Here is a 24,053-nt window from a genome sequence, read left to right on the forward strand (position 1 = left end):
TAGACTAGTGATAGCAAGTATTACAGGAGTATGATTAAAAACGGATATACATAATCTTTTTCAACTTTGTCCATTTTATAGTATTTTTTTTTGGAGCTAATTCCAGCTGTCATTCCAAATCCTCGCTAAAAAGCTCGGGATTTTCCCTTGCATCTGGGCTAGGGCATTTAGGAATTAATTGCATTTTTAGTCTAAATTTGTTACGATTCATTATAATATATTTTTTACTTTTACAATTCAATTTAGTTTATGAAAATCACACCAGAAATACTTTCACAATTCAGTGAAATAATAGGAAACCCCTATGTTTTTACAGATCAAGAAACCCGAAATCACTACGGAAAAGATGAAACCGAAGAGTATGTTTTTCCACCTTCAGTAGTTTTAAAACCAGCTACTCCAGAAGAAATTGCTGCCATTTTGAAAATCGCAAATCTTCATGCTATTCCGGTAACTGCAATTGGTGCGCGAACTGGTTTAAGTGGTGGTGCATTATCTGTTCATCAAGGAATTGGTCTTTCAATGGAGCGTTTCAACAAAATTTTAAACATTGACGAACAAAACCTACAAGTTACTGTCGAACCTGCTGTAATTACTCAAGTTTTACGGGAAGCTGTAGCCGAAAAAGATCTTTTTTATCCACCAGATCCAAGTAGTTTAGGAAGTTGTTGGATAGGAGGGAACGTTGCCGAAAATGCTGGTGGTGCGCGTGCCGTAAAATATGGCGTGACCAAAGATTATGTGCTGAATTTAGAGGTAGTTCTTGCCAATGGAGAAATCATTTGGACTGGAGCCAATACGTTGAAAAATTCTACAGGATATAATTTAACGCAATTAATGGTTGGCAGTGAAGGAACACTTGGCATCATTACGAAAATCGTTATGAAGTTAATCCCAAAAAACACCCACACCGTTTTAATGTTAGTTCCATTTTACAATGCCAATGAAGCGTGTGAAGCTGTTTCCGCTTTTTTCAGAGCGGGAATAACACCAAGTGCATTAGAATTTATGGAGCGCGATGCCATCGATTGGACATTGAAATTTGTACCCGATTTAAATGTTCAAGTCAAAGATGAAATTCAAGCGCATTTACTAATCGAAGTTGATGGAAATTATCCAGATATTCTTTTTCAAGAAGCCGAAAAAATAATGGAAGTCGTGGAGCAATTCAAAATTGACGAAGTGCTTTTTGCAGATACCGAAATTCAAAAAAACCTACTTTGGAAAATGCGACGAAGCGTTGCCGAAGCCGTAAAATCAAATTCTGTTTACAAAGAAGAAGATACGGTTGTTCCAAGATATGAATTACCAAAATTACTATTTGGAATTAAAGAAATCGGTGCAAAATACGGATTTAAATCGGTTTGTTACGGTCATGCTGGCGATGGAAATTTACACGTGAATATCATCAAAGGCGATATGTCAGATGAAAATTGGAATACTGAAGTCACCAAAGGAATACGTGAAATTTTTGAATTAACCGTTTCACTAAAAGGAACTTTGTCTGGTGAACACGGAATTGGTTACGTTCAAAAAAACTTTATGGATATTGCTTTTAGTAAAACACAATTGCAATTAATGAAAGGCATAAAATCTATTTTTGACCCGAATGGAATTTTAAATCCAGGCAAAGTTTTTCCTGATAATTTATAGTTTTTTACCACAAAAGGAACAAAGATTTCAAAAGGCACAAAGCAAATTGTGCAATCTCTGTTTATTTTCCAGACAAATACTCCAATAAAATCGGATCTGCATTTTTGAAAGTTGGTGCTTGCTCTGTAATATTCGCCACTCTTTTTTTATTCAATTTCATCGTTACATCCGCTTCGGTTGTAAAAAGCAAAGCCGACATAAATGGATTATTGATGTAGGGTATTAGTTCGTTCAAACCTTCTTCAATTGGTAAAATCTTTACTTCTTCTTCCGTTTGAAATTTGAAAGTCAAAGCCAGTTTTAACTGAATTTCATCCACGTTTGTTCGAATGTAAATATTCATTAACTGTGTGTTTCCAATTGTTTTCGCCATAGTAAGTTTGGCAAAAGTTCCGTCAGAAATGCTTTCCTTTACTCGGTTAAAAAACAAAGCATAGGTTGTAGTATTGGGCATAATATGTTTATTTAAAAAGTAACCCTTTCAGATTTCAAAATCGAAAGGGTTGCTTATTTAATCTCTTTTAGGACTGTTTTTCTTTTCTCTTTTCTCCTCTTTCTTTTCCTTAGCGGTTTTCAAAGGTTCCTTTTTTTGTGTTTTTTTTGCGTCTTGACTCTTTGCCATGATATTAAGTTTTAATTGTTAGTATCGAATTTATATAAGTAAAGATAAAAAATATTTTTTATTTGGCAGTACTTTTTATAAAAAATGCTCCAACAGTAGTAATCTTTTGGAGCATTGAGTATTGAAGGAATTAGTTTGTTAATTAACTAACACCCAAGTTCCGTTAGCTATTAAACTTTCGGCTTTTTTAAACTTCATTTCTTGTGTTTGTCCGTTGGCCACATTTTGAATGGTAACAGTATCATTTCTATTAATTTTCGGCATTTCACGAACTATAGTTTCGGTAACTTGTCGTTGTTGGGTTTCCCCAGCTTCCCGATTAGTACTTTCACTGCTCACAATTTCTTCCTTACTTATTTTGTAATTTTCTTTCTTACGCACTTCTTTTGCTTCTTGAATTTTAGGAGCGTTTTGTTGTGGCAAATCGCCTTTAAATAAGAATGAAATAACTTCTTTATTTACACCATTTAACATGTTGCTAAACAAATTAAACGCTTCAAATTTATAGATTAATAAAGGGTCTTTTTGCTCGTGAACCGCCAATTGAACTGATTGTTTCAATTCGTCCATTTTACGCAAGTGCTTTTTCCAAGCTTCATCAACAATTGCTAAAGTGATGTTTTTTTCAAAATCAGCAACTAATTGTTTTCCTAGTGTTTCATAAGCTTTTTTCAAATCCGTTACAACGTCCAACGATTTTATTCCATCAGAAAAAGGAATTACGATACGCTCAAAATGATTAGATTTGTCTTCAAAAACATTTTTTATAATAGGATATGCTTCTCTTGCGCTTCTTTCTGTTTTTTCATTGTAATAAACAGAAGCCGCTTTATACGTTTTTCCAGTCAATTCCATATCGGTCAATTTCAAGAAATCACTTTCAGAAACTGGCGATGTTATGGAAAAATAGCGAATCAATTCAAATTCGAAATTCTTGAAATCATTTGCCATTTTATTGTTATTCACAATCAATTCGCAAGTATCATACATCATATTGGCAATATCCAATTTTAAACGTTCTCCAAACAAAGCGTGACGACGGCGTTTGTAAACCACTTCTCGCTGCGCATTCATAACGTCATCATATTCTAACAAACGTTTACGAACACCAAAGTTGTTTTCTTCTACTTTTTTCTGAGCTCTTTCTATAGATTTGGTCATCATCGAATGCTGAATTACTTCGCCTTCTTTCAATCCCATTCTGTCCATTACTTTCGCAACACGCTCTGAACCAAATAAACGCATCAAGTTATCTTCAAGTGAAACATAAAATTGCGAACTTCCAGGATCTCCTTGACGACCTGCACGACCTCTCAACTGACGGTCAACACGACGAGAATCGTGGCGTTCTGTTCCAACAATCGCTAATCCTCCAGCCGCTTTTACCTCTGCTGATAATTTAATATCCGTTCCACGACCCGCCATATTGGTAGCAATTGTTACCACTCCGGCTTTACCCGCTTCTTCCACAATTTGTGCTTCTTGTTTGTGCATTTTTGCATTCAAAACGTTGTGTGCTACACCACGCATTTTCAACATTCTACTCAATAATTCTGAAATCTCTACAGATGTTGTACCAATTAATACTGGTCTTCCCGCAGCTGATAATTCCGTTACATCTTCAATTACAGCATTGAATTTTTCACGGGTAGTTTTATAAATCAAATCTTCTTTATCGTGTCTTGACATTGGTCGGTTCGTAGGAATTTCTACAACATCCAATTTGTAAATTTCCCAAAGTTCACCAGCTTCTGTAACAGCAGTTCCAGTCATACCAGATAATTTGCTGTACATTCTAAAGTAATTTTGTAAAGTTACGGTTGCAAATGTTTGTGTTGCAGCTTCAATTTTTACGTTTTCTTTCGCTTCAATTGCTTGGTGCAAACCATCAGAATAACGACGTCCATCCATAATACGACCCGTTTGTTCGTCAACAATCATAATTTTATTATCCATAATTACATATTCTACATCTTTTTCAAAAAGAGAATAGGCTTTCAACAATTGTGTTAAGGTGTGAATACGCTCACTTTTGATACTGAAATCCTGAAATAATTTTTCTTTTTCTTCAGCTTCAGCATCTTTGTCTAATTTTTTCTTTTCAATAGCTGCAATTTCAGTTCCAATGTCTGGAAGTAAGAAGAAATTACTATCGGTGTCTTGAGATAAAAACTTGATTCCGTTATCAGATAATTCAACCTGATTATTTTTTTCTTCAATTACAAAATACAACGCCTCATCCACAAGATGCATATCTCTTTTGTTGTCTTGCAAATATTGATTTTCAGTTTTTTGAAGCAATTGTTTGATTCCTTCTTCACTCAAAAATTTGATTAATGCTTTATTTTTAGGTAAACTTCTAAAAGAGCGCAATAAGTTAAAACCCCCGTCTTTCGTGTTTCCTTCTTTAATTAAACGCTTGGCTTCGGTTAAAAAACCATTCGCTAATTGTCTTTGAAGACTTACTAAATTTTCAATTTTTGGTTTCAATTCATTAAATTCGTGACGATCGCCTTGAGGAACTGGACCAGAAATAATTAAAGGAGTTCTTGCATCATCAATCAATACAGAATCGACCTCGTCAACTATCGCATAATTGTGTTTTCTTTGAACCAAATCTGATGGCGAATGGGCCATATTATCTCTCAAATAATCAAAACCAAATTCGTTATTTGTTCCATAAGTAATGTCTGCTTCGTATGCTTTTCTTCTTTCGTCTGAATTAGGTTGGTGGTTGTCAATACAGTCAACTGTCAATCCGTGAAATTCAAATAATGGTGCTTTCCAAGTACTATCTCTTTTCGCCAAATAATCATTTACAGTTACTAAATGCACGCCGTTTCCAGTTAATGCATTCAAATAAAGAGGTAAGGTTGCCACCAATGTTTTTCCTTCACCTGTTTGCATTTCCGCAACTTTTCCAACGTGAAGCACCATTCCACCGATTAATTGCACATCATAATGAACCATATCCCAAGTGATTTGCTTTCCAGCTGCACTCCAAGAATTTGCCCAAACAGCATTTTCACCTTCAAGTGTAATATAGGTCTTCGATGCAGAAAGTTCTCTGTCTTTTGCTGTAGCAGTAACTTTTATAGCCGTATTGTCTTTAAAACGTTTTGCAGTTTCTTTAATCACCGCAAAAGCTTCAGGAAGAATTTCGTTCAATGTTTTTTCTGAAATATCATACGCTTCTTTTTCAAGAGCATCGATTTCTAAATAAAGATCTTCTCTTTTATCGATATCTTCGATGGTTTCCACTTCTGTTTGAAGGGAAGCGATTTTAGCATCTTTCTCGGAGCGAGCTTGTTTGATTAAATCTTTGAAATAAGCAGTTTTAGCTCTCAATTCGTCGTGTGACAATGATTCCAAAGCGCTTTCAAATGCTATGATTTTTGTAATATTCCCTTGTAATGCTCTAACATCTTTTTGGGATTTATCACCTACAAAAACTTTAAGTATTCTATTTATGAAACTCATAATATGATTTCTATTTCTATTTATAATAAGGTACGCAAATTTAACCAAAAAAAAAGCCTCGTTGGAGACTTTTCATTGGTTTTAATATTTTTTTAATATTCATCCTCGTTCCAAAGATAATCTTCGTCAGTTGGATAATCCGGCCAAATTTCTTCCATCGATTCATATATCTCTCCTTCATCTTCAATAGATTGAAGGTTTTCTACTACTTCAAGTGGCGCACCAGCTCTAATAGCGTAGTCAATAAGTTCATCTTTGGTCGCAGGCCACGGTGCATCACTTAAATAAGATGCTAATTCTAATGTCCAATACATTTTATACTTATTTTTAGTTTATGCAAAAATAAATTTTTTACTTAAAAAGACAAGTAAAAATTCATTTATTTTACAAAATAGTTAAGAACGTTTGTTTTTAGTGGTCAGTATTCAGTAAAATAGCGTCAATTATTAATTTTAAGTGTTCAGTAGTTTGTCATATTACTAAAATCTGAGCACTTTTAAACTGAATACGGAACACTATTTCCTCGGAATCCATTTCACTTCATCCGCTTTAAGGTCATAACTCAACTTTCGTGCCAACACAAAAAGGTAGTCAGAAAGGCGGTTCAAGTACTTAATAGCGTTTCCATCAACGGGTTCATTGTGGTCTAAATGTACCGCTAAGCGTTCTGCACGGCGGCATACGCAACGGGCAATATGACAGTATGACACCGTTGTATGTCCGCCAGGTAATACGAAATGAGTCATTGGCGGAAGCGAATCTTCCATTGTATCAATTTCATTTTCTAGTAATGCAATATCACTTTCAATAATACCGAGGTTTTTTAATCGCAATTCGCCATTTTTCTTAACTGCTTTTTCAGGCGGAGTGGCTAAAATTGCACCAACAGTAAATAATCTGTCTTGTATTTCTATTAAAATATCTTTGTAATGTACCTTTATTTCTTGGTCGCGAATCAATCCAATATGTGAATTCAATTCATCAACCGTTCCATAACTCTCAATTCTAATGTGATCTTTAGGTACTCTTGTGCCTCCAAAAAGTGCCGTTGTTCCTGTATCTCCAGTTTTTGTATATACTTTCATTTTTCAAATTTTAGATTTATGATTTATGATTTAGTTATTGCAGAAACAACCAGTTTCTAATTCCAGAGAACGAACCGCCGAGGCAATCTAAAGTCTTAAATCAAAAATCAAAAATTATTTCGTGATATCGCTTTCAATCATTCCATCACGCAAACGGATGATTCTATGGGCGTAAGCCGCAACTTCTTCTTCGTGGGTAACAACAATTACGGTATTTCCCAATTTGTGAATATCTCCAAACAATTTCATAATTTCTTCGGATGTTTTACTGTCTAAATTTCCTGTTGGTTCATCCGCAAGAATGATGGAAGGGTTGTTTACCAATGCTCTCGCAACCGCCACACGCTGCCTTTGTCCTCCCGAAAGCTGATTGGGCTGGTGATCCATTCGGTCTGCTAAACCCACTTGTTTCAAAACTTCTTCGGCTCTAACTTTTCTTTCAGATTTTGAAAATCCAGCATAAACCATAGGTAAAGCCACATTGTCTAAAGCGGTGGTTCGGGGCAAAAGATTAAAAGTTTGAAATACAAAACCAATTTCTTTATTTCTAATTTCAGCCAATTCATCATCGTGCATTTTGCTGACGTCTTTTCCATTCAAAATATAACTTCCGGAAGTTGGCGTGTCCAAACATCCCAAAAGATTCATCAATGTTGATTTTCCAGATCCTGAAGGGCCCATCAAAGCTACATATTCGCCTTTATTTATTTCTAAATCAATTCCTTTTAGGACATAAACGACTTCGTTTCCAAGAACAAAATCTCTTTTAATATTCGTAATTTGAATTAGTGGATTTGCCATTTTTATTTGAAATTCTATTTTAATTTGTTAAAATGTATTGCATTTATTTTTGTGGGTTTAAAAGTACAAAAAGGAAGTATTGATTTCCTAATTACAACTCTTTTTTTAACGTATTTTATTTAAATTTAAACCCGAATTACAAAATGTTCTTTTTCTTGTTCTTTTCTTATTAAAGCAAATCCAAATAAATAAGTATCAATAGTAACATTAAAATTAGGATTTGTAACCACTGATTTCCATTGTTTTTCGTTGATTTTGGAAGAATGTGGATTATCGAAAATCAGACAAGTTTCGTTATTTGCTAAAGCAATAATTGACTCTAATTTAATATTATTTTGATTTAAATATGAGGAATCGATAAAAATAAAATCAACTTTTGAAGGGGTTGTTTTTTTATTTTCCGAAATATAAATTCCTTCTTGAAATTGGAAATAATGAAACAATCGGTTTAGAAATTTTTCTTTTTTAGAATTGATTTTCAAATAGGGAAAGTAAGGAGCAAAGTTTGTTTTGCCATAAAAACATTTAGTCACCAAAAGAAACACAAATGGGGAATGTACGCCGTGTTCATCCTTTGAGTTCCAAAGGAATTGGAGATATGATTTTATTTGAAATAGCATAAGCAAATCTGTGAAAATTGTTTTTTATTACATATTCATTAGTTTTTCCTCAATATTCACAATCTTTGTGAACCTTTGTGTTTTATCTTCGTGAACCTTCGTGAAACAATAAATCAACCTTCCATTTTGCTCGAAAGCTCAAACCAGCGTTCCTCTTTCGCTTCCATTTTGGTAATAATATTTTTCAATTCATTTGCCTTTTTCTCAATATCATTTTCATCCACTTTTCCATCAGAGAATAGTTGCTCAATTTTAGCTTTGTCAATTTCTAAATCCTTGATTTCTCGTTCTATTTTCTGAAATTCTTTCTGCTCATTAAAAGTCAAATTTCCAGTTGGATTGTTTTGTTTCCAATCTTTCTTTTCTGATTTATTGTCTTCTTTTTGCGCCACATCAGCACTGTCTTCATACGCTCTAAAATCAGAGTAATTTCCAGGGAAGTTTTCTATCACACCCTGACCTCTAAAAACAAATAAATTATCAACGATTTTATCCATAAAATACCTGTCGTGCGAAACCACCAACAAGCAACCGGGATAATCCAAAAGGAAACTTTCCAAAACATTCAACGTCACAATATCCAAATCATTCGTTGGCTCATCAAGAATCAAAAAGTTAGGATTCTGAATCAAAACCGTACATAAATACAAACGTTTCAACTCGCCACCACTCAATTTCTCTACATAATCATATTGCTTTTTGCTGTCAAATAAAAACCGTTCCAATAATTGCGAAGCCGAAATAATTTTCCCTTTCGTCAACGGAATATATTGTCCATATTCCTTGATCACATCAATCACGCGCTGCCCCGGTTTTGGATTAATTCCACTCTGCGTGTAATACCCAATTTTTATCGTTTCGCCCACAACCACTTTCCCACCATCCAGCGGAAGAGTTCCTGTCAGCAAGTTCAAAAAAGTAGATTTTCCAGTTCCATTTTTACCAATAATCCCAATGCGTTCGCCACGTTGAAAATCAAAATTGAAATTATCCAAAATCACGTGATGATTGAATTTCTTGGAAATTTTGTGAAGCTCAATAATTTTGCTTCCCATACGTTCCATATTAATTTCCAATTCTACCACATTTTCCCGACGGCGACTTTGTGCTTTTTCTTTGATTTCATAAAAATCATCCTGACGCGATTTGCTCTTGCACGTTCTCGCTTTTGGCTGGCGACGCATCCATTCCAATTCTTTCACAAACAAGTTTTGCGCCTTGTCCACACTCGAATTTTCCGATGCAATTCGCTCTTCTTTTTTCTCTAAATAATAAGAATAATTCCCTTTGTATTGGTATATTTTTCCGTTGTCCAATTCAATTATTTCATTACAAACGCGCTCTAAAAAGAATCGGTCGTGCGTTACCATAAACAACGTAATATTTTCTTTGGCAAAATAACTTTCCAACCACTCAATCATCTCTAAATCCAAGTGATTCGTGGGTTCGTCAAGAATTAATAGATCAGGGCGATTGATTAAAATAATCGCCAATGACAACCTTTTTTTCTGTCCACCCGAAAGATTTTTGACTTTCAATTTGAAATCTTCCAATTTCAATTTGAACAAAATTTGCTTGTATTGCGTTTCGAAATCCCAAGCATTATGTTGGTCCATTCCGTCAAATGCTTTTTGATATGCCTCTTCATCTTCAGGGTTTTCCAACGCTTTTTCATAAGCCGCAATCACCTTCAAACTCTCATTATCCGATGCGAAAATGCTTTCCTCAATCGTCAATTCCTCTTGCAATTTATTGTCTTGCGATAAAAATGCCATTCTAATGCTTTTTCGAAGCACAACTTGCCCAGTATCAGGCTCGTCAAAACCATTTATGATGTTCATAATAGTGGTTTTTCCCGAACCATTTTTGGCTATAAAGGCAATTTTTTGGTCTTTATTAATTCCAAAAGAAATGTTTTCAAAAAGTGTTCTTTCTCCAAAAGATTTAGAGATATTTTCTACAGATAAATAATTCACAAGTCTATATTTTTTGCAAAAGTAAGCTATTGTAATGAAACTTTGTTACTTTGAAACTTTGCAACTTTGCAACTTAAAATATATCTTTGAAAAATGCAATTATCCGTAATTATCCTTAACTATAACGTGCGCTACTTTTTGGAGCAATGTTTGGCAAGCGTTCAAGAGGCGCTTTCAAAAATTGATGGCGAAATTATTGTTGTCGATAATAATTCATTGGATGATAGTTGCGAAATGATGAAAATGCATTTTCCAAATGTGAAACTCATTGAAAACACTGCGAATTCGGGTTTCCCAAAAGGAAATAACATTGGAGTTGCGCAAGCCAAAGGCGATTATATTTGTATCTTAAATCCTGATACGGTTGTTGCCGAAGATACGTTTGTAAAGATTATCGCATTTGCTGAAAAGCAAAAAAAAATCGGAATTATAGGTTGCAAACTCATCGACGGAACTGGGAATTTTCTGCCAGAAAGCAAACGTGGCGTTCCAACACCATTTGTGGCATTAATCAAAATTTTTGGTTTGTATAAATTATTTCCAAAAACAACTCTTTTTAATCGGTATTACGCCCAACATTTATCGGAAAACGAAACTGGAAAAGTCGATATTCTTGTTGGTGCTTTTATGGTTATGAAGCGTCAGTTGTATAATGAAATTGGTGGTTTTGATGAAAATTGCTTTATGTATTCAGATGATATTGATCTGTCTTACATGGCCTTAAAAAAAGGAAAATCGAATTATTATTTCCATGAAACTTCCGTAATTCATTACAAAGGCGAAAGTACCGTTAAAGACGAATTGTACACGAAGCGATTTCGAGAAGCGATGCAGTTTTTTTATAAAAAACATTATGAAAGTTCCTCTATATTTGATGTTTTTATGAAAATTGGTGCGTTCTTTTTTGCATTGGTAAAGAAAAATCAAAGCAAAATAAAACTATTGCAAGCCGAGGAATATGTTTTATTCTCAAATAATGAAAATTTGAAAAATAAATTAGAATTGTTGTTGCATAAAAAAGTACATTGGCAATCAAAAATTGAAGGAAATTCCTTATTTTCGCATAGTATTTCAAATAAAATGCAAATAGAAATCCTATTGGATAATACCGATTTATCGTTCAAGGAAATTATTTCTTTTTTAGAAGCGAATAAAAATAAAGATTATACCTTTAAAATTATTTCTAAAAATACTTTTTTTATGATTGGCAGTAATAACAGTAATGATAAAGGAACGGTTATAAAAATCGATTAATAAATACACTTAATGCAATTAATATTTAAAATAAATAGTAATTTTGCAAATTGAACATACAAAAACCACTTTAGTTTAAGAATATGGCAAAGTTTGAATTGAAATTACCAAAAATGGGAGAAAGCGTTGCAGAAGCAACAATTACCAATTGGTTGAAAAAAGTAGGTGAAAAAATCGAAGTTGACGAAGCTGTATTAGAAATAGCTACCGACAAAGTTGATAGCGAAATCCCATCGGAAGTTTCAGGAGTTTTATTAGAAATACTTTTCAATGTTGATGACATTGTAAAAGTTGGTCAAACTATTGCAATTATAGAAACCGAAGGCCCCCCAACCCCCGAAGGGGGAGCTCAAAGCGAGGTAAACTTAAATATTTCTGAATCGGTAAAAAGCATAGAAAGTAGCATTGAAAAATCTACTGATATTCTTTCTACACCCCCTTCGGGGGCTGGAGGGCTTTCCGATAAATTCTTTTCCCCTTTGGTGAAAAATATAGCCAAACAAGAAGGGATTTCAATTTCCGAACTAGAATCTATAAACGGTTCTGGGAAAGAAGGACGAGTTACAAAAGAAGATATTTTGAATTATATAAAAAGCCCCCTAACCCCCAAAGGGGGAATTCCAAGCGGAGGTAATTTGGGGGTAAACCAAGACGAAATTAAAAATTCGAATGTAATTCTTGAACAAAATACTACAATAAATAAGCCACAACCCGCTCCCCCTTTGGGGGCTGGGGGGCTTTCTAATGGCGACGAAATTATAGAAATGGACAGAATGCGCAAGTTGATTTCTGGATATATGATGGCGTCAATAAATACGTCTGCTCACGTGCAATCATTTATTGAAGTTGATGTTACCAATATTTGGAAATGGCGTGAAAAAAATAAAAATGCTTTTGAAAAAAGAGAAGGGGAAAAGTTAACTTTCACACCTATTTTTATGGAAGCAGTTGCCAAAGCATTGAAAGATTTCCCAGGAATGAACATCTCTGTAGATGGCGATTACATCATCAAAAAGAAAAATATCAACCTTGGAATGGCAGCTTCTTTGCCAAACGGTAACTTGATTGTTCCAGTTATAAAAAATGCCGATCAGTTGAATTTAGTGGGAATGGCAAAAGCCGTTAACGATTTAGGAAACCGTGCAAAAGCTGGAAAATTAAAACCAGATGACACTCAAGGCGGTACTTATACCGTTACAAACGTGGGTACTTTTGGTAGTGTTTTTGGAACGCCAATCATCAATCAGCCTCAAGTTGGGATTTTAGCTTTGGGAGCAATTCGTAAAGTTCCTGCCGTAATTGAAACCCCAGAAGGCGATTTCATTGGCATTCGCAACAAAATGTTCTTGTCTCACAGTTACGACCACCGCGTTGTTGACGGTGCTCTTGGAGGAAGTTTTGTAAAACGCGTAGCCGATTATTTAGAAGCTTTTGACATAAATAGAGAGTTTTAAAACTTTAAATTTCACATAATAATACTTCTTCAAATTATTCCAAAACCCATCGGTTTTAAATCGGTGGGTTTTTCTTTTTTTAGAAGCACCATTTTCGGCATTTTTTCAGTTGTAATTCCTGCTGTCCATTGCAATCCACGCTAAAAAGCGTGGGATTTCCATTTCCATCAGGGCTAAATCTAAATTCATTTTCTTTCTTTAAATGTATTTTTTATTCTGCATTATAAAAGTATATTTGTAGCACTAAATAATAAAAATGGAATTAAATTTAACAAGACCAATTTGCTTTTTTGACCTCGAAACCACAGGAATTGATGTCGCCAAAGATAGAATTGTTGAAATAGCAGTATTCAAAGTTTTTCCAAACGGAAATAAAGAAAGTAAAACGTGGTTAGTGAATCCAACGATTCCAATTCCGCCACAAACTACGGCCGTTCACGGAATAAATGATGAAAAAGTTGCTAACGAACCAACATTCAAGGAATTATCGTCGGTGATATATAATATGATAAAAGACAGCGATTTGGCGGGTTACAATTCCGATCGATTTGACATTCCATTATTAGCAGAAGAATTACTTCGTGCTGGAGTTGACTTTGATATGAAAGGACGTGTTTCTGTTGATGTTCAAACTGTTTTTCACAAAAAAGAAGAACGAACTTTGAGTGCAGCTTTAAAATTTTATTGTGGTGAAAACCTCGTCAATGCGCATTCTGCAGAAGCCGATACAATGGCAACGTATGAGATTTTGAAAGCACAATTGGATCGGTATTCGGATTTGGACAATGATATGAAATCATTGTCGGAATTTACAACCAGAAAAAGATTGGCTGATTTTGCAGGAATGATTGCTTTTGATGACGATGATGACGAAATTTTTGCATTTGGAAAACACAAAGGCGTTAAAGTGAATAAGGTTTTAGAAGCAGAACCAGGATATTACAGTTGGATTCAAAATGCTGATTTCCCTTTATATACCAAGAAAGTTTTAACGGCAATAAAGTTGCGAAAGTTGAATACAAAATAAAGCCCCCTAACCCCCAAAGGGGGAACGAGCAACAAAAAAGCACCCCCTTCGGGGGATGGGGGGCTGATATTTATGAAGATAATTTGCATCGGTAGAAATTATACCAAACATATTGAGGAATTGCAGAACGAGCGGCCGGAGGAACCAGTGGTTTTTATGAAGCCTGATTCGGCAGTTTTGTTGAAACAACACCCGTTTGTGATTCCAGAGTTTTCGGAAGATATTCATCACGAAATTGAAATAATTGTGAAAATTAACAAGGTTGGAAAATACATTGATGCCAAATTTGCGCATAAATATTACGATGAAATTGGCGTAGGAATTGATTTTACTGCGAGAGATTTGCAGCAAAAATTGAAAGACAAAGGATTGCCGTGGGAAAAAGCCAAAGCATTTGACGGTTCAGCGGTAATTGGCGACTTTATGCCGAAAAGTACTTTTCATTCGTTAGAAAATCTTACTTTTGAAATGACCAATAATGGGGTGACGGTTCAAAAAGGAAATACGGGTTTTATGTTGTGGAAAATCGATGAGCTTATTGCGTATGTTTCTCAATATTTCACATTAAAAATTGGTGATATAATTTTCACAGGAACGCCTGAAGGTGTCGCTGCTGTTCATCCAGATGATATATTAGAAGGTTTTTTAGAAGGAAATAAACTGTTTAGAATTCAAGTAAAATAATGGCAATACACTACAATTTGGCAAAAATTTATGCAATTTCAGAAAATGATTCTGAATTTTTGCAGCAAATAATTCATTTGTTCGTCACCGAAACTCCGTTGGATTTAGCACAAATAAAGCAAGCTATCGAAGATAAAAATCATCAGATTTGCTATGAAGTTGCTCATAGAATTAAACCATCTTTGGATTTGTTGAGCTTAAATTTGGCTTTGGAAGAGATACTACAAATAGAAGTTTGGGCAAAATCTGGTGGTAAAAAGAAAGAAATTAAAGAGATATTTAAAAGTTTTTCGTTTCAAATTGAGAAAGCAATAAAAGAAATTCGGAAAGATTTCAACTTGCAAATTACGAATACATAATTCCCAATAATACCAAATTTATTAATGAAAGCAACCATAGTTACTATAGGAGACGAAATCTTAATAGGTCAAATTGTTGATACCAATTCTGGTTTTATAGCAAAATCATTAGATAAAATTGGCGTAGAAATTCACGAAATGATTTCTATTAGTGATACTAAAAATCATATTTTGGAAACGTTTTCAAAACTTCAAAATCAAGTTGATTTAGTTATAATTACTGGCGGACTTGGGCCAACAAAAGACGATATTACCAAACACACCTTCTGCGAATATTTTGATGATAAATTGGTCAGAAACGAAGCGGTTGAAAAACACGTTATCGATATAATTGAACGTGCAATGAAGCGTCCAGCCTCGCAAATGAACAAAGATCAAGCTTTGGTTCCGTCAAAATGTATTGTGCTTCACAACCAAGTTGGAACCGCCCCAGGAATGTGGATGAAAAAAGAAAATACCGTTTATATTTCATTGCCTGGTGTGCCTTACGAAATGAAATATATCGTTGAAAACGAAATTATCCCCAAAATCGTAAAAGAATATCAGCGACCGTATATTATTCATAAAACAATTATGACGTATGGACAAGGAGAAAGTTTAGTGGCAGAACGCATCGAAAATTGGGAGAATAATTTACAAGAATTTATAAAATTGGCCTATTTGCCAAGTCCGGGAAGAGTGCGTTTGCGACTTTCGGCACGTGGAACCGACAAAGAATTTTTAGAGCAAAAAATTGCTGAAAATGTACTTTCATTATCCAAAATTATAGGTGATATTATTGTTGGTTTCGATGGAGATGAAACTATAGAAGTCATTTTAGGTCGCTTATTACAGGGTCAAAATAAGACATTGGCAACCGCTGAAAGTTGTACTGGCGGAAAAATCGGGCAAGTGATAACTTCGGTTTCTGGAGCTTCAAAATATTTCAAAGGAAGCGTGGTAAGTTACGCTACAGAAACTAAAATTTCAGTTCTTGGACTTTCTGAACAACTCATAAAAGAACATTCGGTAGTGAGTTTTGAAGTTGCAAAAGCAATGGCAATTGCAGTAAAAAAATTGATGAAATCGGATTATGCGATAGCTACAACGGGAAACGCAGGACCTACAAAAGGAGACGGAAAAGCTGAAATCGGTACTGTTTTTATTGCAATTGCAACACCAAACGAAGTTATTGTCGAGGAATTTGATTTTGGTCAACCCCGTGAAAAAGTGATAGATAGAGCTGTAAATAAGGCTTTTGAAATGCTGCAAAAAGAAATTTTGAAAAATCTACTTTAATAATTTTGTATTATAGGTTTATTTTTTGTTTCTTTGCACCCTGATTTTGAATAACGATAAAAGATAAGCATAATGTCAAGAGTTTGTGACCTTACGGGTAAAAAAGCAATGGTAGGAAATAATGTTTCCCACGCCATGAATAAAACTAAAAGAAAGTTTTCTGTAAACTTACTAAAAAAGCGTTTTTATCTTCCTGAAGAAGACAGATGGATTACTCTAAGAGTAGCAGCATCTACAATAAAAACTATCAACAAAAATGGAATCGCTGCCGTTTTGAAAAAAGCACAAGCAGCAGGATTTATTAAATAATCCTCTCGAAATTCGAGAAGAATAATCACACAAAATGGCAAAAAAAGGTAACAGAATTCAGGTAATTTTAGAATGTACAGAACACAAAACTTCCGGTGTTTCTGGAACTTCTAGATACATAACAACAAAGAACAAAAAAAATACTCCAGATAGATTAGAAATCAAAAAATTCAATCCAATCTTGAAACGCGTAACAGTTCACAAAGAAATTAAATAAATAATTAGTCATGGCAAAGAAAACCGTAGCAACATTACAGACAGCTTCAAAAAGATTGTCTAAAGCCATCAAAATGGTAAAATCTCCAAAAACTGGTGCATATACATTCGTAGAATCTATTATGAGTCCTGAATTAATTGATGAATTCTTGAAAAACAAGTAATTTTCAACAACATTATATAGAAAAGCTACTTTCATTCGGAAGTAGCTTTTTTATTTTTTATATTTACAACATAAATTTTTAGAAGCGAATTTGTAGTGCTTTTCAACCAATGCAATTCCCGCTGTTCGCAGTATTTTTTTTGTTACAACGGTTAGTTTTTACATCAAAATTCCGACAAACAAAAAAAGATACTTGCTCCCATCGGGGCTAATGGAACAATCATTTTCTGATTCTGAAATTTTAGGATTTTTAAAATCAAACCTCGAAATATCGAGCGTAAAAAGTAAATAAAAATGAGTTTTTTCAAAAAATTATTCTCGTCAGAAAAAAAACAAACGTTAGACAAAGGATTAGAACAATCTAAAACTTCTTTCTTCTCAAAGCTCACAAAAGCCGTAGCAGGAAAAACTAAAGTTGACGATGAGGTTTTAGACAACCTCGAAGAAATCTTAATTTCTTCAGACGTTGGCGTAAATACAACCCTAAAAATAATCACCCGAATTGAAAATCACGTTTCCGAAAATAAATATTTAGGAACTGGAGAACTCAATGAAATCCTTAGAAACGAAATCGCAAGCCTTCTTTCAGAAACCAATTCTGGCGAAGCAACCGAGTTTGTAATTCCAACAACTACAAAACCCTATGTATTAATGGTTGTAGGCGTAAATGGAGTCGGAAAAACAACAACAATTGGAAAATTAGCCCACCAATTCAAAAAACAAGGATACAATGTGGTTCTCGGAGCAGCCGATACTTTTCGTGCCGCAGCTATTGACCAATTACAAGTTTGGGCAGATAGAGTAGGAGTTCCATTGGTAAAACAACAAATGGGAAGTGATCCTGCTTCGGTAGCTTTTGACACCCTACAATCTGCAGTTTCTCAAAATGCCGATATTGTAATTATTGATACCGCAGGACGTTTGCACAACAAAGTAAATTTGATGAACGAATTGACTAAAGTAAAACGGGTAATGCAAAAAGTGGTTGGCGAAGCGCCTCACGATGTAATATTAGTTTTAGACGGTTCTACTGGTCAAAATGCTTTTGAACAAGCCAAACAATTTACCGCTGCAACCGAAGTTACTTGTTTGGCAGTAACAAAATTAGACGGAACTGCAAAAGGTGGCGTGGTAATCGGTATTTCAGATCAATTTCAAATACCAGTAAAATATATTGGTGTTGGCGAGGGAATTGAAGATTTACAAGTTTTTAATAAATACGAATTTGTAGATTCTTTCTTTAAATAAGTCACAATGGAATTTTATAAAAACCTAAAACCAATTCATCTTTATTTGTGTAGTATTGTATTCATCGTACTTTCAAATGTTATAAGAGAAAAAAACCAGACTATTTATTTGATTTTTCTAATGTTTGGACTAGTATTATTTGCTTTAGGATTCAGTAAAAAATTAAAAAGATAAAAGCTTTATTATTGATATAACGCACTAATTTTCTGCCACAATACAGCATCAAAATTTGACAAGGCTAAATTTGTAGTGTCAGCCGCATCTCCCATTCTGATTACCACCATGTTTTTGCTTGGAATCACATAGATTTTTTGATCGTCTTTTCCCAAAGCCATAAACATATCGGTTGGAGCGGTTGAAATTAAACTCCCATTAAATTGTAACTGTGTTTGAGGTAAATGATAACTAGATTTACCGTTCAGCCACCATAAATACCCATAAGATAAATTAATGTTTTGAGAGGTTGTTGTAGCTTGATTTAAATAACTTGAATTGATTACTTGAGTTCCATTCCAATTTCCGTTATTTAATGCTAATAATCCGAAACGAGCCATACTTCGGGAAGTACTGAAATAAATTCTCAAACCTAAATTAGCGCCGGTTCCAATATACCAAACACCGGTTGAACTCATGCCGATTTTATTTCGCAATTTGGTGTTGAAATAAGTATTCCAACTTTGCCCAGTAGCTTGTTCTACAACATCTTGAAGTTTTACGTACACATTATGATACGCCCACCGAGTCCCTGAATCCGCAACGTATTGAAGATTAATAGGGGAAACATCATCCCCCAAAGTATCATCTAATCCTGAATTCATTTTTAATAAATTTTTGCAAGTAATTAGATTTTCTTTTGCTAATGGGGCACTTGTCCAACCTGTTCCTATATAATCTGAAACTCTATTATTCGTATTAATAAAACCTTCTTGTTCCGCTATTCCAGTGAGAGTTGATGTTAAAGTCTTTCCAGCACTATTCCATTTCCAAAGCGTAGTCGCAGTATGTCCGTTAAAATAGTTTTCCATGACAATTTTGCCGTTTACAAGAATAATAAATGATTTAGAATTCTTCAGTACTAAATAATCTAATAAGGGTTGCACTGCGTTTTGATTCCAATGTAAAGAAGCAATTGATTGTGTTTCCCATGTTGAATTTCCATCAATAGGAGGGAAATACATTGAATCTGAAGAAGTAGATGAAGAATCAGAGCAACTTGTGAAAATCATTAACAGAAATACTACTATAACGCTACTTTTTTTCATAATGGTTTTCTTAATTAGACCTTAAAAATATAAAAAAGTTTAATACAATTTGGTTTTTTTAGAAATTAATTGGAGTTTCAAAACTATAAAAAAGTAAATTTGTATAAAATCACATTCTCATGAAAAAAACCATTGTAATAGTATTCCTTTTTATTCTCTCCTCTTGTCATCAAAAAATCACAAAACAGGATATTTCTAAATTAAATGGCTACTGGGAAATCGAAAAAGTGACTTTTTTCGATGGAGCTAAAAAAGAATATACTTATAACGAATCTTTTGATTATTTTCAAATTAAAGGGAATAAAGGGTTCAGAAAGAAAGTGATGCCGCAATTGGATGGTCGGTTTTTAGTAAATAACCAATTTGAAAAAATTGAAATTACTTTTGAAAATGATATTGCTTACATCAATTACATAACGCCTTATGCAAAATGGAAAGAAGAAATTGAATCACTTTCAAACGAAAAGTTAGTCGTTATGAATGCTGCAAAGGCTGAATATCATTATAAAAAAGCGGCACCAATAAATATATTAGGAGATGGCAAAACGACTAAATAATGAAAGTTCAATTGGGGATGTTTTAAAAGAAATTATCCAAAGCAATAAATTACAACCCGGAATGGATCAAGTTTCCGTAAAAGAGGCATGGATTTCATTAATGGGTAATGGCGTGAACAGTTACACTAAAAATGTCACACTGAAAGGAAGTACTTTACATGTAGAATTAACGTCATCCGTTTTACGCGAAGAATTAAGCCATGGAAAATCTAAAATTATAGCCATGATAAATGAAGAATTGCGACGCGATATTGTAAAAGATGTAATTTTAAGATAGTCAGTATTTAACTCAAACATAAAAAAATCCCAAAGCGTTTTTATAAACGAGATGGGATTTAAATTTATTGATATTAGTTTTAATCCGTTATTTAACGCTAAACTAAATACAGATATTAGAATTGCTCTCTTCCTGCGAAGTGAAAAGCACCTTCAATGGCAGCATTTTCGTCGCTGTCAGAACCGTGAACTGCATTTTCTCCAATAGAAGTCGCATACGCTTTTCTAATAGTTCCTTCGGCGGCATCAGCTGGATTGGTTGCGCCAATTAAAACTCTAAAGTCTTCTACAGCATTTTCTTTTTCTAAAATGGCAGCAACAATTGGACCTCTTGACATAAATTCTACTAATTCTCCGTAAAAAGGTCTTGCGGCGTGAACTGAGTAAAAAGCTTGTGCATCTGCAATTGTCAATTGTGTTAATTTCAAAGAAACGATTTTGAAACCACCGTTTGTAATCATTGCTAAAATGTTACCGATGTGCCCGTTAGCGACAGCATCTGGTTTAATCATTGTAAATGTTCTATTTGTAGCCATTTTATAGGTTTTAAATTTTTGCAAAAATAATGCTTTTTAATCGATTTCCAATTATTAGTGCCTTAAATTGTTAGAACCGTAAAATTAAACTCTAAAGGTTTCAATTCTGCAACTAATTTTTCAATCAACGCTTTTCCTGTTTCCAAATAAAATTCAGAGAAATTTACTTTTCGTTCTTGCAAACTTTGGTTTGGAAACAACTCATTTTGCAAGTCAACGATCCGTTGTAATTCGGCAACGTATTTCTTTTTTTGTGCTTTTAACAATCGCTTTTCCAAATTTTCTAAACCTTTAATTTGCTTTATTTCTTGCGCTTTTACTGCTCCAAGAAAAGATTTATCTGTTTGATTTGCTATTGTATATAAATCGAAAAATTGCTGTTTTAAATAATCCTTCTGAATTGAGAAATCGATTGGAATTTCTGAAATTTCCAAGACTTTTCTATTAATTAATTCTTCTTGTTTTGAAAACAAATCGGTCCAAGTTAATTCTAATTTTGTAGTTTTTTCCGCTTGTTTTTGCATTACCAAAAGTGCCGAATTTCGTAATAAAAGCATTGGAAAGGTACAATTGAAAGCTAGGAAAGTTGCTTTTAATTCCAACCAATAGGCAATTTCGCCACCGCCTCCAATATAGCACAAGTTGGGTAAAATCACTTCTTGATATAATGGACGAAGAATCACATTTGGACTGAATTTTTCAGGATTTGTATCAACTAAATCTAAAATACCTTTTTCAGAAAAGGTTATTTTGGTATTGTTGATTTTGTATTTTCCACCTTCAAAAAGGATGCGTTCCCGCAAATTATCTTCAATGTAAAACAGATTTATTTCACGGGGATTTACTTGAACAGGATATTCTTTTAACTTTTCAAGCGTTTTTAAAATTTTTTTATTGGCGGTTTGGTTAACTATTTCTTGTTTGATGTAGGGAATAAATTCAGTTTTTAATGCTGAATTATCAGCATCTAAAATCACCAATCCATAATCGCCAAAAAGCTCATTTGCTAAATACCGAGTTGCATTAGCTAACGAATCGTTAGTTATATAGGCGTTATAAAAAAGTTTTTTAATCGCATCGGCATTGGTTCCAGAACCCAATTCCTTTTCAAAAACTTTAAGAAAATCATCCAAACCTTTCGTAGATAATCTCCCAACTGGGCCTGAACTTTCTCTATTCCACTGGAATTTTTTTCCTTTAAAGTTGAAATAATTAATCTCTTCAAAATCGTGGTCTTCCGTTGCCATCCAATAAATTGGAACAAAATTATACGTTGGGTATTTTGACTTTAATTCTTTAGTTAAATTTATAGTTGAAATGATTTTATATAGGAAATACAACGGACCCGTAAATAAATTGAGTTGGTGTCCTGTTGTAATCGTGAAGGTGTTTTCTTTTGAAAGTAAAGCGATATTATTCTTGGTTAAATCAGAAATTGAAACCGATTCATATTGTTTATTCAATACTGAAACTACTATTTCTCGGATTTTGGAATTGTAGTTTTGTTGCTTTTCAATCAGTTGATTCTCAAAATTTTCAATAGTTGGGAAATGGTTGTAAAGCAGCTTTAAACTTGATCTCTGATTCAAATAGTCATCCATTAAAGGAGTGAAATATCCAGAATTTTGATAGCTAATACAGTCCGTTGGCATAGGGAAATTTATTTGGAGTAAAATTACCAAAAAAAATGGGTAATTAGTCATCCTTTAAAATATCTTTCAATACTTTTTTAGTTAAAAGCGTTGCGCCTATTAGATTTAGCTATTGGAATAAGTCGCAAATATGATATTTTAAAGATTAATCTGGATTCCAATATGAAACTGAAGTTACCTTTATTGGAACTAAAAATTTGTTATATTTGAAAAATTAAATCAGTTTAAACCCAATTTAAAAATTATTTAAATGAATGATATTAAAAATTCAAAACATGTAAATTCATTAAAACAGGTTCTTTTTGGCAGTTTAATTGGTACTTCAATCGAATTTTTCGATTTTTATATTTATGCCAATGCTGCGGTTTTGGTATTTCCACAATTGTTTTTTCCAGGTTCAAATCAAACTGCTTCTATACTTCAATCGTTGGCAACTTTCTCAATAGCATTTTTTGCACGCCCAATTGGTTCTGCAGTTTTTGGTCATTATGGCGATAAAATTGGTAGAAAAACAACCTTGGTTTTTGCCTTATTAACCATGGGAATTTCTACCGTAGCCATTGGTTTTTTACCAACGTATTCTTCAATCGGAATTGCTGCTCCTTTTTTATTGATGCTTTGCCGATTTGGTCAAGGTTTGGGACTTGGTGGCGAATGGGGTGGAGCCGTTTTATTGGCAATTGAAAACGCACCACCAACCAAACGCGCATGGTACGGAATGTTTCCACAGTTGGGCGCTCCCATTGGCTTGTTACTTTCTGGCGGAACATTTCTTGTGCTAAATGACACCTTAACCGAAGCACAATTTTTTGATTTTGGCTGGAGAATACCCTTTATTTCGAGTGTTGTTTTGGTCCTTTTGGGGTTTTATATTCGGTTAAAAATTACCGAAACACCTTCGTTTAAAAATGCCGTTGAAACCAAAAAAAGTGTAAAAATTCCTTTGTTTACTTTACTAAAATCCTACCGACGGGAGCTTATTTTTGGTACTTTAGCATCGGTGGCGACCTTTGTGATTTTCTATTTAATGACCGTTTTTTCTTTGAGTTGGGCAACCACCGATTTAGGATTCACAAGAAGAGATTTCCTCATTATGCAATTATTTTCGGTTGTATTTTTCGGAATCGCAATTCCCGTGTCGGCGCTTTTAGCTGATAAATTTGGAAGACGCACTGTTTTGATGGCAATTTCGGCATCAATTGCCGTATTTGGTTTGTTATTTTCTTTGCTTTTGGGCTCTGGAAACTCAAGCTTGATTTCACTTTTTTTAATTGTAGGAATGACCTTAATGGGATTGACTTACGGGCCTTTGGGGACATTTTTATCGGAACTTTTCCCTACCGAAGTTCGGTATTCAGGTGCTTCCCTAACGTTTAATTTCGCTGGAATTATAGGTGCTGCTTTTGCTCCAATGATTGCCATTTGGCTCGCTAAAAACTACGGAATTGATTTTGTAGGTTATTATTTAACCGTTGCTGCTTCGATTTCGTTCTTGTCTTTATTGATTATTACAAAAAAGGAGCATACGTTTTAATTTCTTT

The 24,053-nt window shown here is 34.0% G+C and carries 24 protein-coding genes; 14 read left to right on the forward strand and 10 right to left on the reverse strand.

The features are described 5' to 3' along the window. The first annotated feature begins 249 nt into the window (after positions 1-249). Positions 250-1,653 (forward strand): FAD-binding oxidoreductase, encoded by a 1,404-nt coding sequence (locus AC9UEH_RS08630; RefSeq protein ID WP_509530800.1) that lies wholly within the window; start codon positions 250-252, stop codon positions 1,651-1,653. 61 nt (positions 1,654-1,714) lie between these two features. Here the strand turns inward: AC9UEH_RS08630 and AC9UEH_RS08635 are convergent, their stop codons facing one another. The 7 genes from AC9UEH_RS08635 to AC9UEH_RS08665 all read right to left on the reverse strand — a co-directional run bounded on the left by AC9UEH_RS08635 (position 1,715) and on the right by AC9UEH_RS08665 (position 10,237). Further along, positions 1,715-2,107 (reverse strand): hypothetical protein, encoded by a 393-nt coding sequence (locus AC9UEH_RS08635; RefSeq protein ID WP_509530802.1) that lies wholly within the window; start codon positions 2,105-2,107, stop codon positions 1,715-1,717. Positions 2,108-2,413: 306 nt separating this feature from the next. Continuing rightward, entirely contained in the window at positions 2,414-5,755 is a 3,342-nt protein-coding gene (secA, locus tag AC9UEH_RS08640) for a preprotein translocase subunit SecA (protein WP_509530804.1), read from the reverse strand. A 92-nt stretch (positions 5,756-5,847) separates the two neighbouring features. Then, the gene (locus AC9UEH_RS08645; protein ID WP_022828503.1) at positions 5,848-6,069 is read right to left on the reverse strand and encodes a DUF2795 domain-containing protein; all 222 of its coding nucleotides are present in this window, start codon (positions 6,067-6,069) and stop codon (positions 5,848-5,850) included. A 201-nt stretch (positions 6,070-6,270) separates the two neighbouring features. Next, a complete protein-coding gene (locus tag AC9UEH_RS08650) occupies positions 6,271-6,840 on the reverse strand; it encodes a cob(I)yrinic acid a,c-diamide adenosyltransferase (protein ID WP_509530806.1) in 570 nt (189 codons plus the stop codon). A 114-nt stretch (positions 6,841-6,954) separates the two neighbouring features. Further along, positions 6,955-7,641 (reverse strand): ABC transporter ATP-binding protein, encoded by a 687-nt coding sequence (locus tag AC9UEH_RS08655; protein WP_509530808.1) that lies wholly within the window; start codon positions 7,639-7,641, stop codon positions 6,955-6,957. 125 nt (positions 7,642-7,766) lie between these two features. Next, a complete protein-coding gene (locus AC9UEH_RS08660; protein ID WP_509530810.1) occupies positions 7,767-8,261 on the reverse strand; it encodes a hypothetical protein in 495 nt (164 codons plus the stop codon). A 113-nt stretch (positions 8,262-8,374) separates the two neighbouring features. Continuing rightward, the gene (locus tag AC9UEH_RS08665; RefSeq protein ID WP_509530812.1) at positions 8,375-10,237 is read right to left on the reverse strand and encodes an ABC-F family ATP-binding cassette domain-containing protein; all 1,863 of its coding nucleotides are present in this window, start codon (positions 10,235-10,237) and stop codon (positions 8,375-8,377) included. Between the two features lie 93 nt (positions 10,238-10,330). Between AC9UEH_RS08665 and AC9UEH_RS08670 the strand changes: the two genes are divergently transcribed. The 10 genes from AC9UEH_RS08670 (at position 10,331) to ftsY (ending at position 18,229) form a co-directional block, all read left to right on the forward strand. Beyond that, positions 10,331-11,491, forward strand: a complete 1,161-nt coding sequence (locus tag AC9UEH_RS08670; RefSeq protein ID WP_509530814.1) for a glycosyltransferase family 2 protein — start codon at positions 10,331-10,333, stop codon at positions 11,489-11,491. Positions 11,492-11,574: 83 nt separating this feature from the next. Continuing rightward, positions 11,575-12,945, forward strand: coding sequence for a dihydrolipoamide acetyltransferase family protein (locus AC9UEH_RS08675; protein ID WP_509530816.1), 1,371 nt, complete (start codon positions 11,575-11,577; stop codon positions 12,943-12,945). Positions 12,946-13,201: 256 nt separating this feature from the next. Continuing rightward, positions 13,202-13,972 (forward strand): exonuclease domain-containing protein, encoded by a 771-nt coding sequence (locus AC9UEH_RS08680; RefSeq protein WP_509530818.1) that lies wholly within the window; start codon positions 13,202-13,204, stop codon positions 13,970-13,972. A 72-nt stretch (positions 13,973-14,044) separates the two neighbouring features. Next, complete coding sequence (locus tag AC9UEH_RS08685) at positions 14,045-14,656, forward strand: fumarylacetoacetate hydrolase family protein (protein ID WP_509530820.1); 612 nt, start codon at positions 14,045-14,047, stop codon at positions 14,654-14,656. Continuing rightward, positions 14,656-15,015: an Hpt domain-containing protein gene (locus AC9UEH_RS08690; RefSeq protein ID WP_509530822.1), complete on the forward strand. Its 360-nt coding sequence runs from the start codon at positions 14,656-14,658 to the stop codon at positions 15,013-15,015. The genes AC9UEH_RS08685 and AC9UEH_RS08690 overlap by 1 nt, the downstream gene beginning before the upstream one ends. Positions 15,016-15,039: 24 nt before the next feature. After that, entirely contained in the window at positions 15,040-16,293 is a 1,254-nt protein-coding gene (locus tag AC9UEH_RS08695; RefSeq protein ID WP_509530824.1) for a CinA family nicotinamide mononucleotide deamidase-related protein, read from the forward strand. A 72-nt stretch (positions 16,294-16,365) separates the two neighbouring features. Then, positions 16,366-16,602 carry a 50S ribosomal protein L28 gene (gene rpmB / locus AC9UEH_RS08700; protein ID WP_509530826.1) on the forward strand — a complete coding sequence of 79 codons (237 nt, stop codon included), beginning with the start codon at positions 16,366-16,368 and terminating at the stop codon, positions 16,600-16,602. 34 nt (positions 16,603-16,636) lie between these two features. Beyond that, positions 16,637-16,819 (forward strand): 50S ribosomal protein L33, encoded by a 183-nt coding sequence (rpmG, locus tag AC9UEH_RS08705; protein ID WP_047778459.1) that lies wholly within the window; start codon positions 16,637-16,639, stop codon positions 16,817-16,819. Between the two features lie 10 nt (positions 16,820-16,829). Further along, the gene (locus AC9UEH_RS08710) at positions 16,830-16,982 is read left to right on the forward strand and encodes a DUF4295 domain-containing protein (RefSeq protein WP_509530829.1); all 153 of its coding nucleotides are present in this window, start codon (positions 16,830-16,832) and stop codon (positions 16,980-16,982) included. Positions 16,983-17,275: 293 nt separating this feature from the next. Further along, a complete protein-coding gene (gene ftsY, locus AC9UEH_RS08715) occupies positions 17,276-18,229 on the forward strand; it encodes a signal recognition particle-docking protein FtsY (RefSeq protein WP_509530831.1) in 954 nt (317 codons plus the stop codon). A gap of 182 nt (positions 18,230-18,411) precedes the next feature. Here ftsY and AC9UEH_RS08720 read toward each other — a convergent pair whose 3' ends face one another. Further along, positions 18,412-19,491 carry a serine hydrolase domain-containing protein gene (locus AC9UEH_RS08720; protein WP_509530833.1) on the reverse strand — a complete coding sequence of 360 codons (1,080 nt, stop codon included), beginning with the start codon at positions 19,489-19,491 and terminating at the stop codon, positions 18,412-18,414. Between the two features lie 119 nt (positions 19,492-19,610). On the opposite strand from AC9UEH_RS08720, the gene AC9UEH_RS08725 reads away from it, so the two are divergent. Together AC9UEH_RS08725 and AC9UEH_RS08730 are read left to right on the forward strand one after the other, a co-directional pair. Then, on the forward strand, positions 19,611-20,048 hold the full coding sequence (locus AC9UEH_RS08725) for a lipocalin-like domain-containing protein (protein ID WP_509530835.1): 438 nt from the start codon (positions 19,611-19,613) through the stop codon (positions 20,046-20,048). Continuing rightward, positions 20,029-20,325, forward strand: coding sequence for a DciA family protein (locus tag AC9UEH_RS08730; protein WP_509530837.1), 297 nt, complete (start codon positions 20,029-20,031; stop codon positions 20,323-20,325). The genes AC9UEH_RS08725 and AC9UEH_RS08730 overlap by 20 nt, the downstream gene beginning before the upstream one ends. A gap of 115 nt (positions 20,326-20,440) precedes the next feature. Here AC9UEH_RS08730 and AC9UEH_RS08735 read toward each other — a convergent pair whose 3' ends face one another. After that, a complete protein-coding gene (locus AC9UEH_RS08735; protein ID WP_509530839.1) occupies positions 20,441-20,860 on the reverse strand; it encodes a nucleoside-diphosphate kinase in 420 nt (139 codons plus the stop codon). Positions 20,861-20,922: 62 nt separating this feature from the next. Continuing rightward, positions 20,923-22,512 carry a bacillithiol biosynthesis cysteine-adding enzyme BshC gene (gene bshC / locus AC9UEH_RS08740; protein ID WP_509530841.1) on the reverse strand — a complete coding sequence of 530 codons (1,590 nt, stop codon included), beginning with the start codon at positions 22,510-22,512 and terminating at the stop codon, positions 20,923-20,925. 250 nt (positions 22,513-22,762) lie between these two features. Between bshC and AC9UEH_RS08745 the strand changes: the two genes are divergently transcribed. Then, positions 22,763-24,046, forward strand: coding sequence for an MFS transporter (locus AC9UEH_RS08745; protein WP_509530843.1), 1,284 nt, complete (start codon positions 22,763-22,765; stop codon positions 24,044-24,046). The last annotated feature ends 7 nt before the right edge of the window (positions 24,047-24,053 follow it).

This window comes from Flavobacterium sp. (genome assembly GCF_040402835.1).
In the GTDB taxonomy this organism is placed as follows: domain Bacteria; phylum Bacteroidota; class Bacteroidia; order Flavobacteriales; family Flavobacteriaceae; genus Flavobacterium.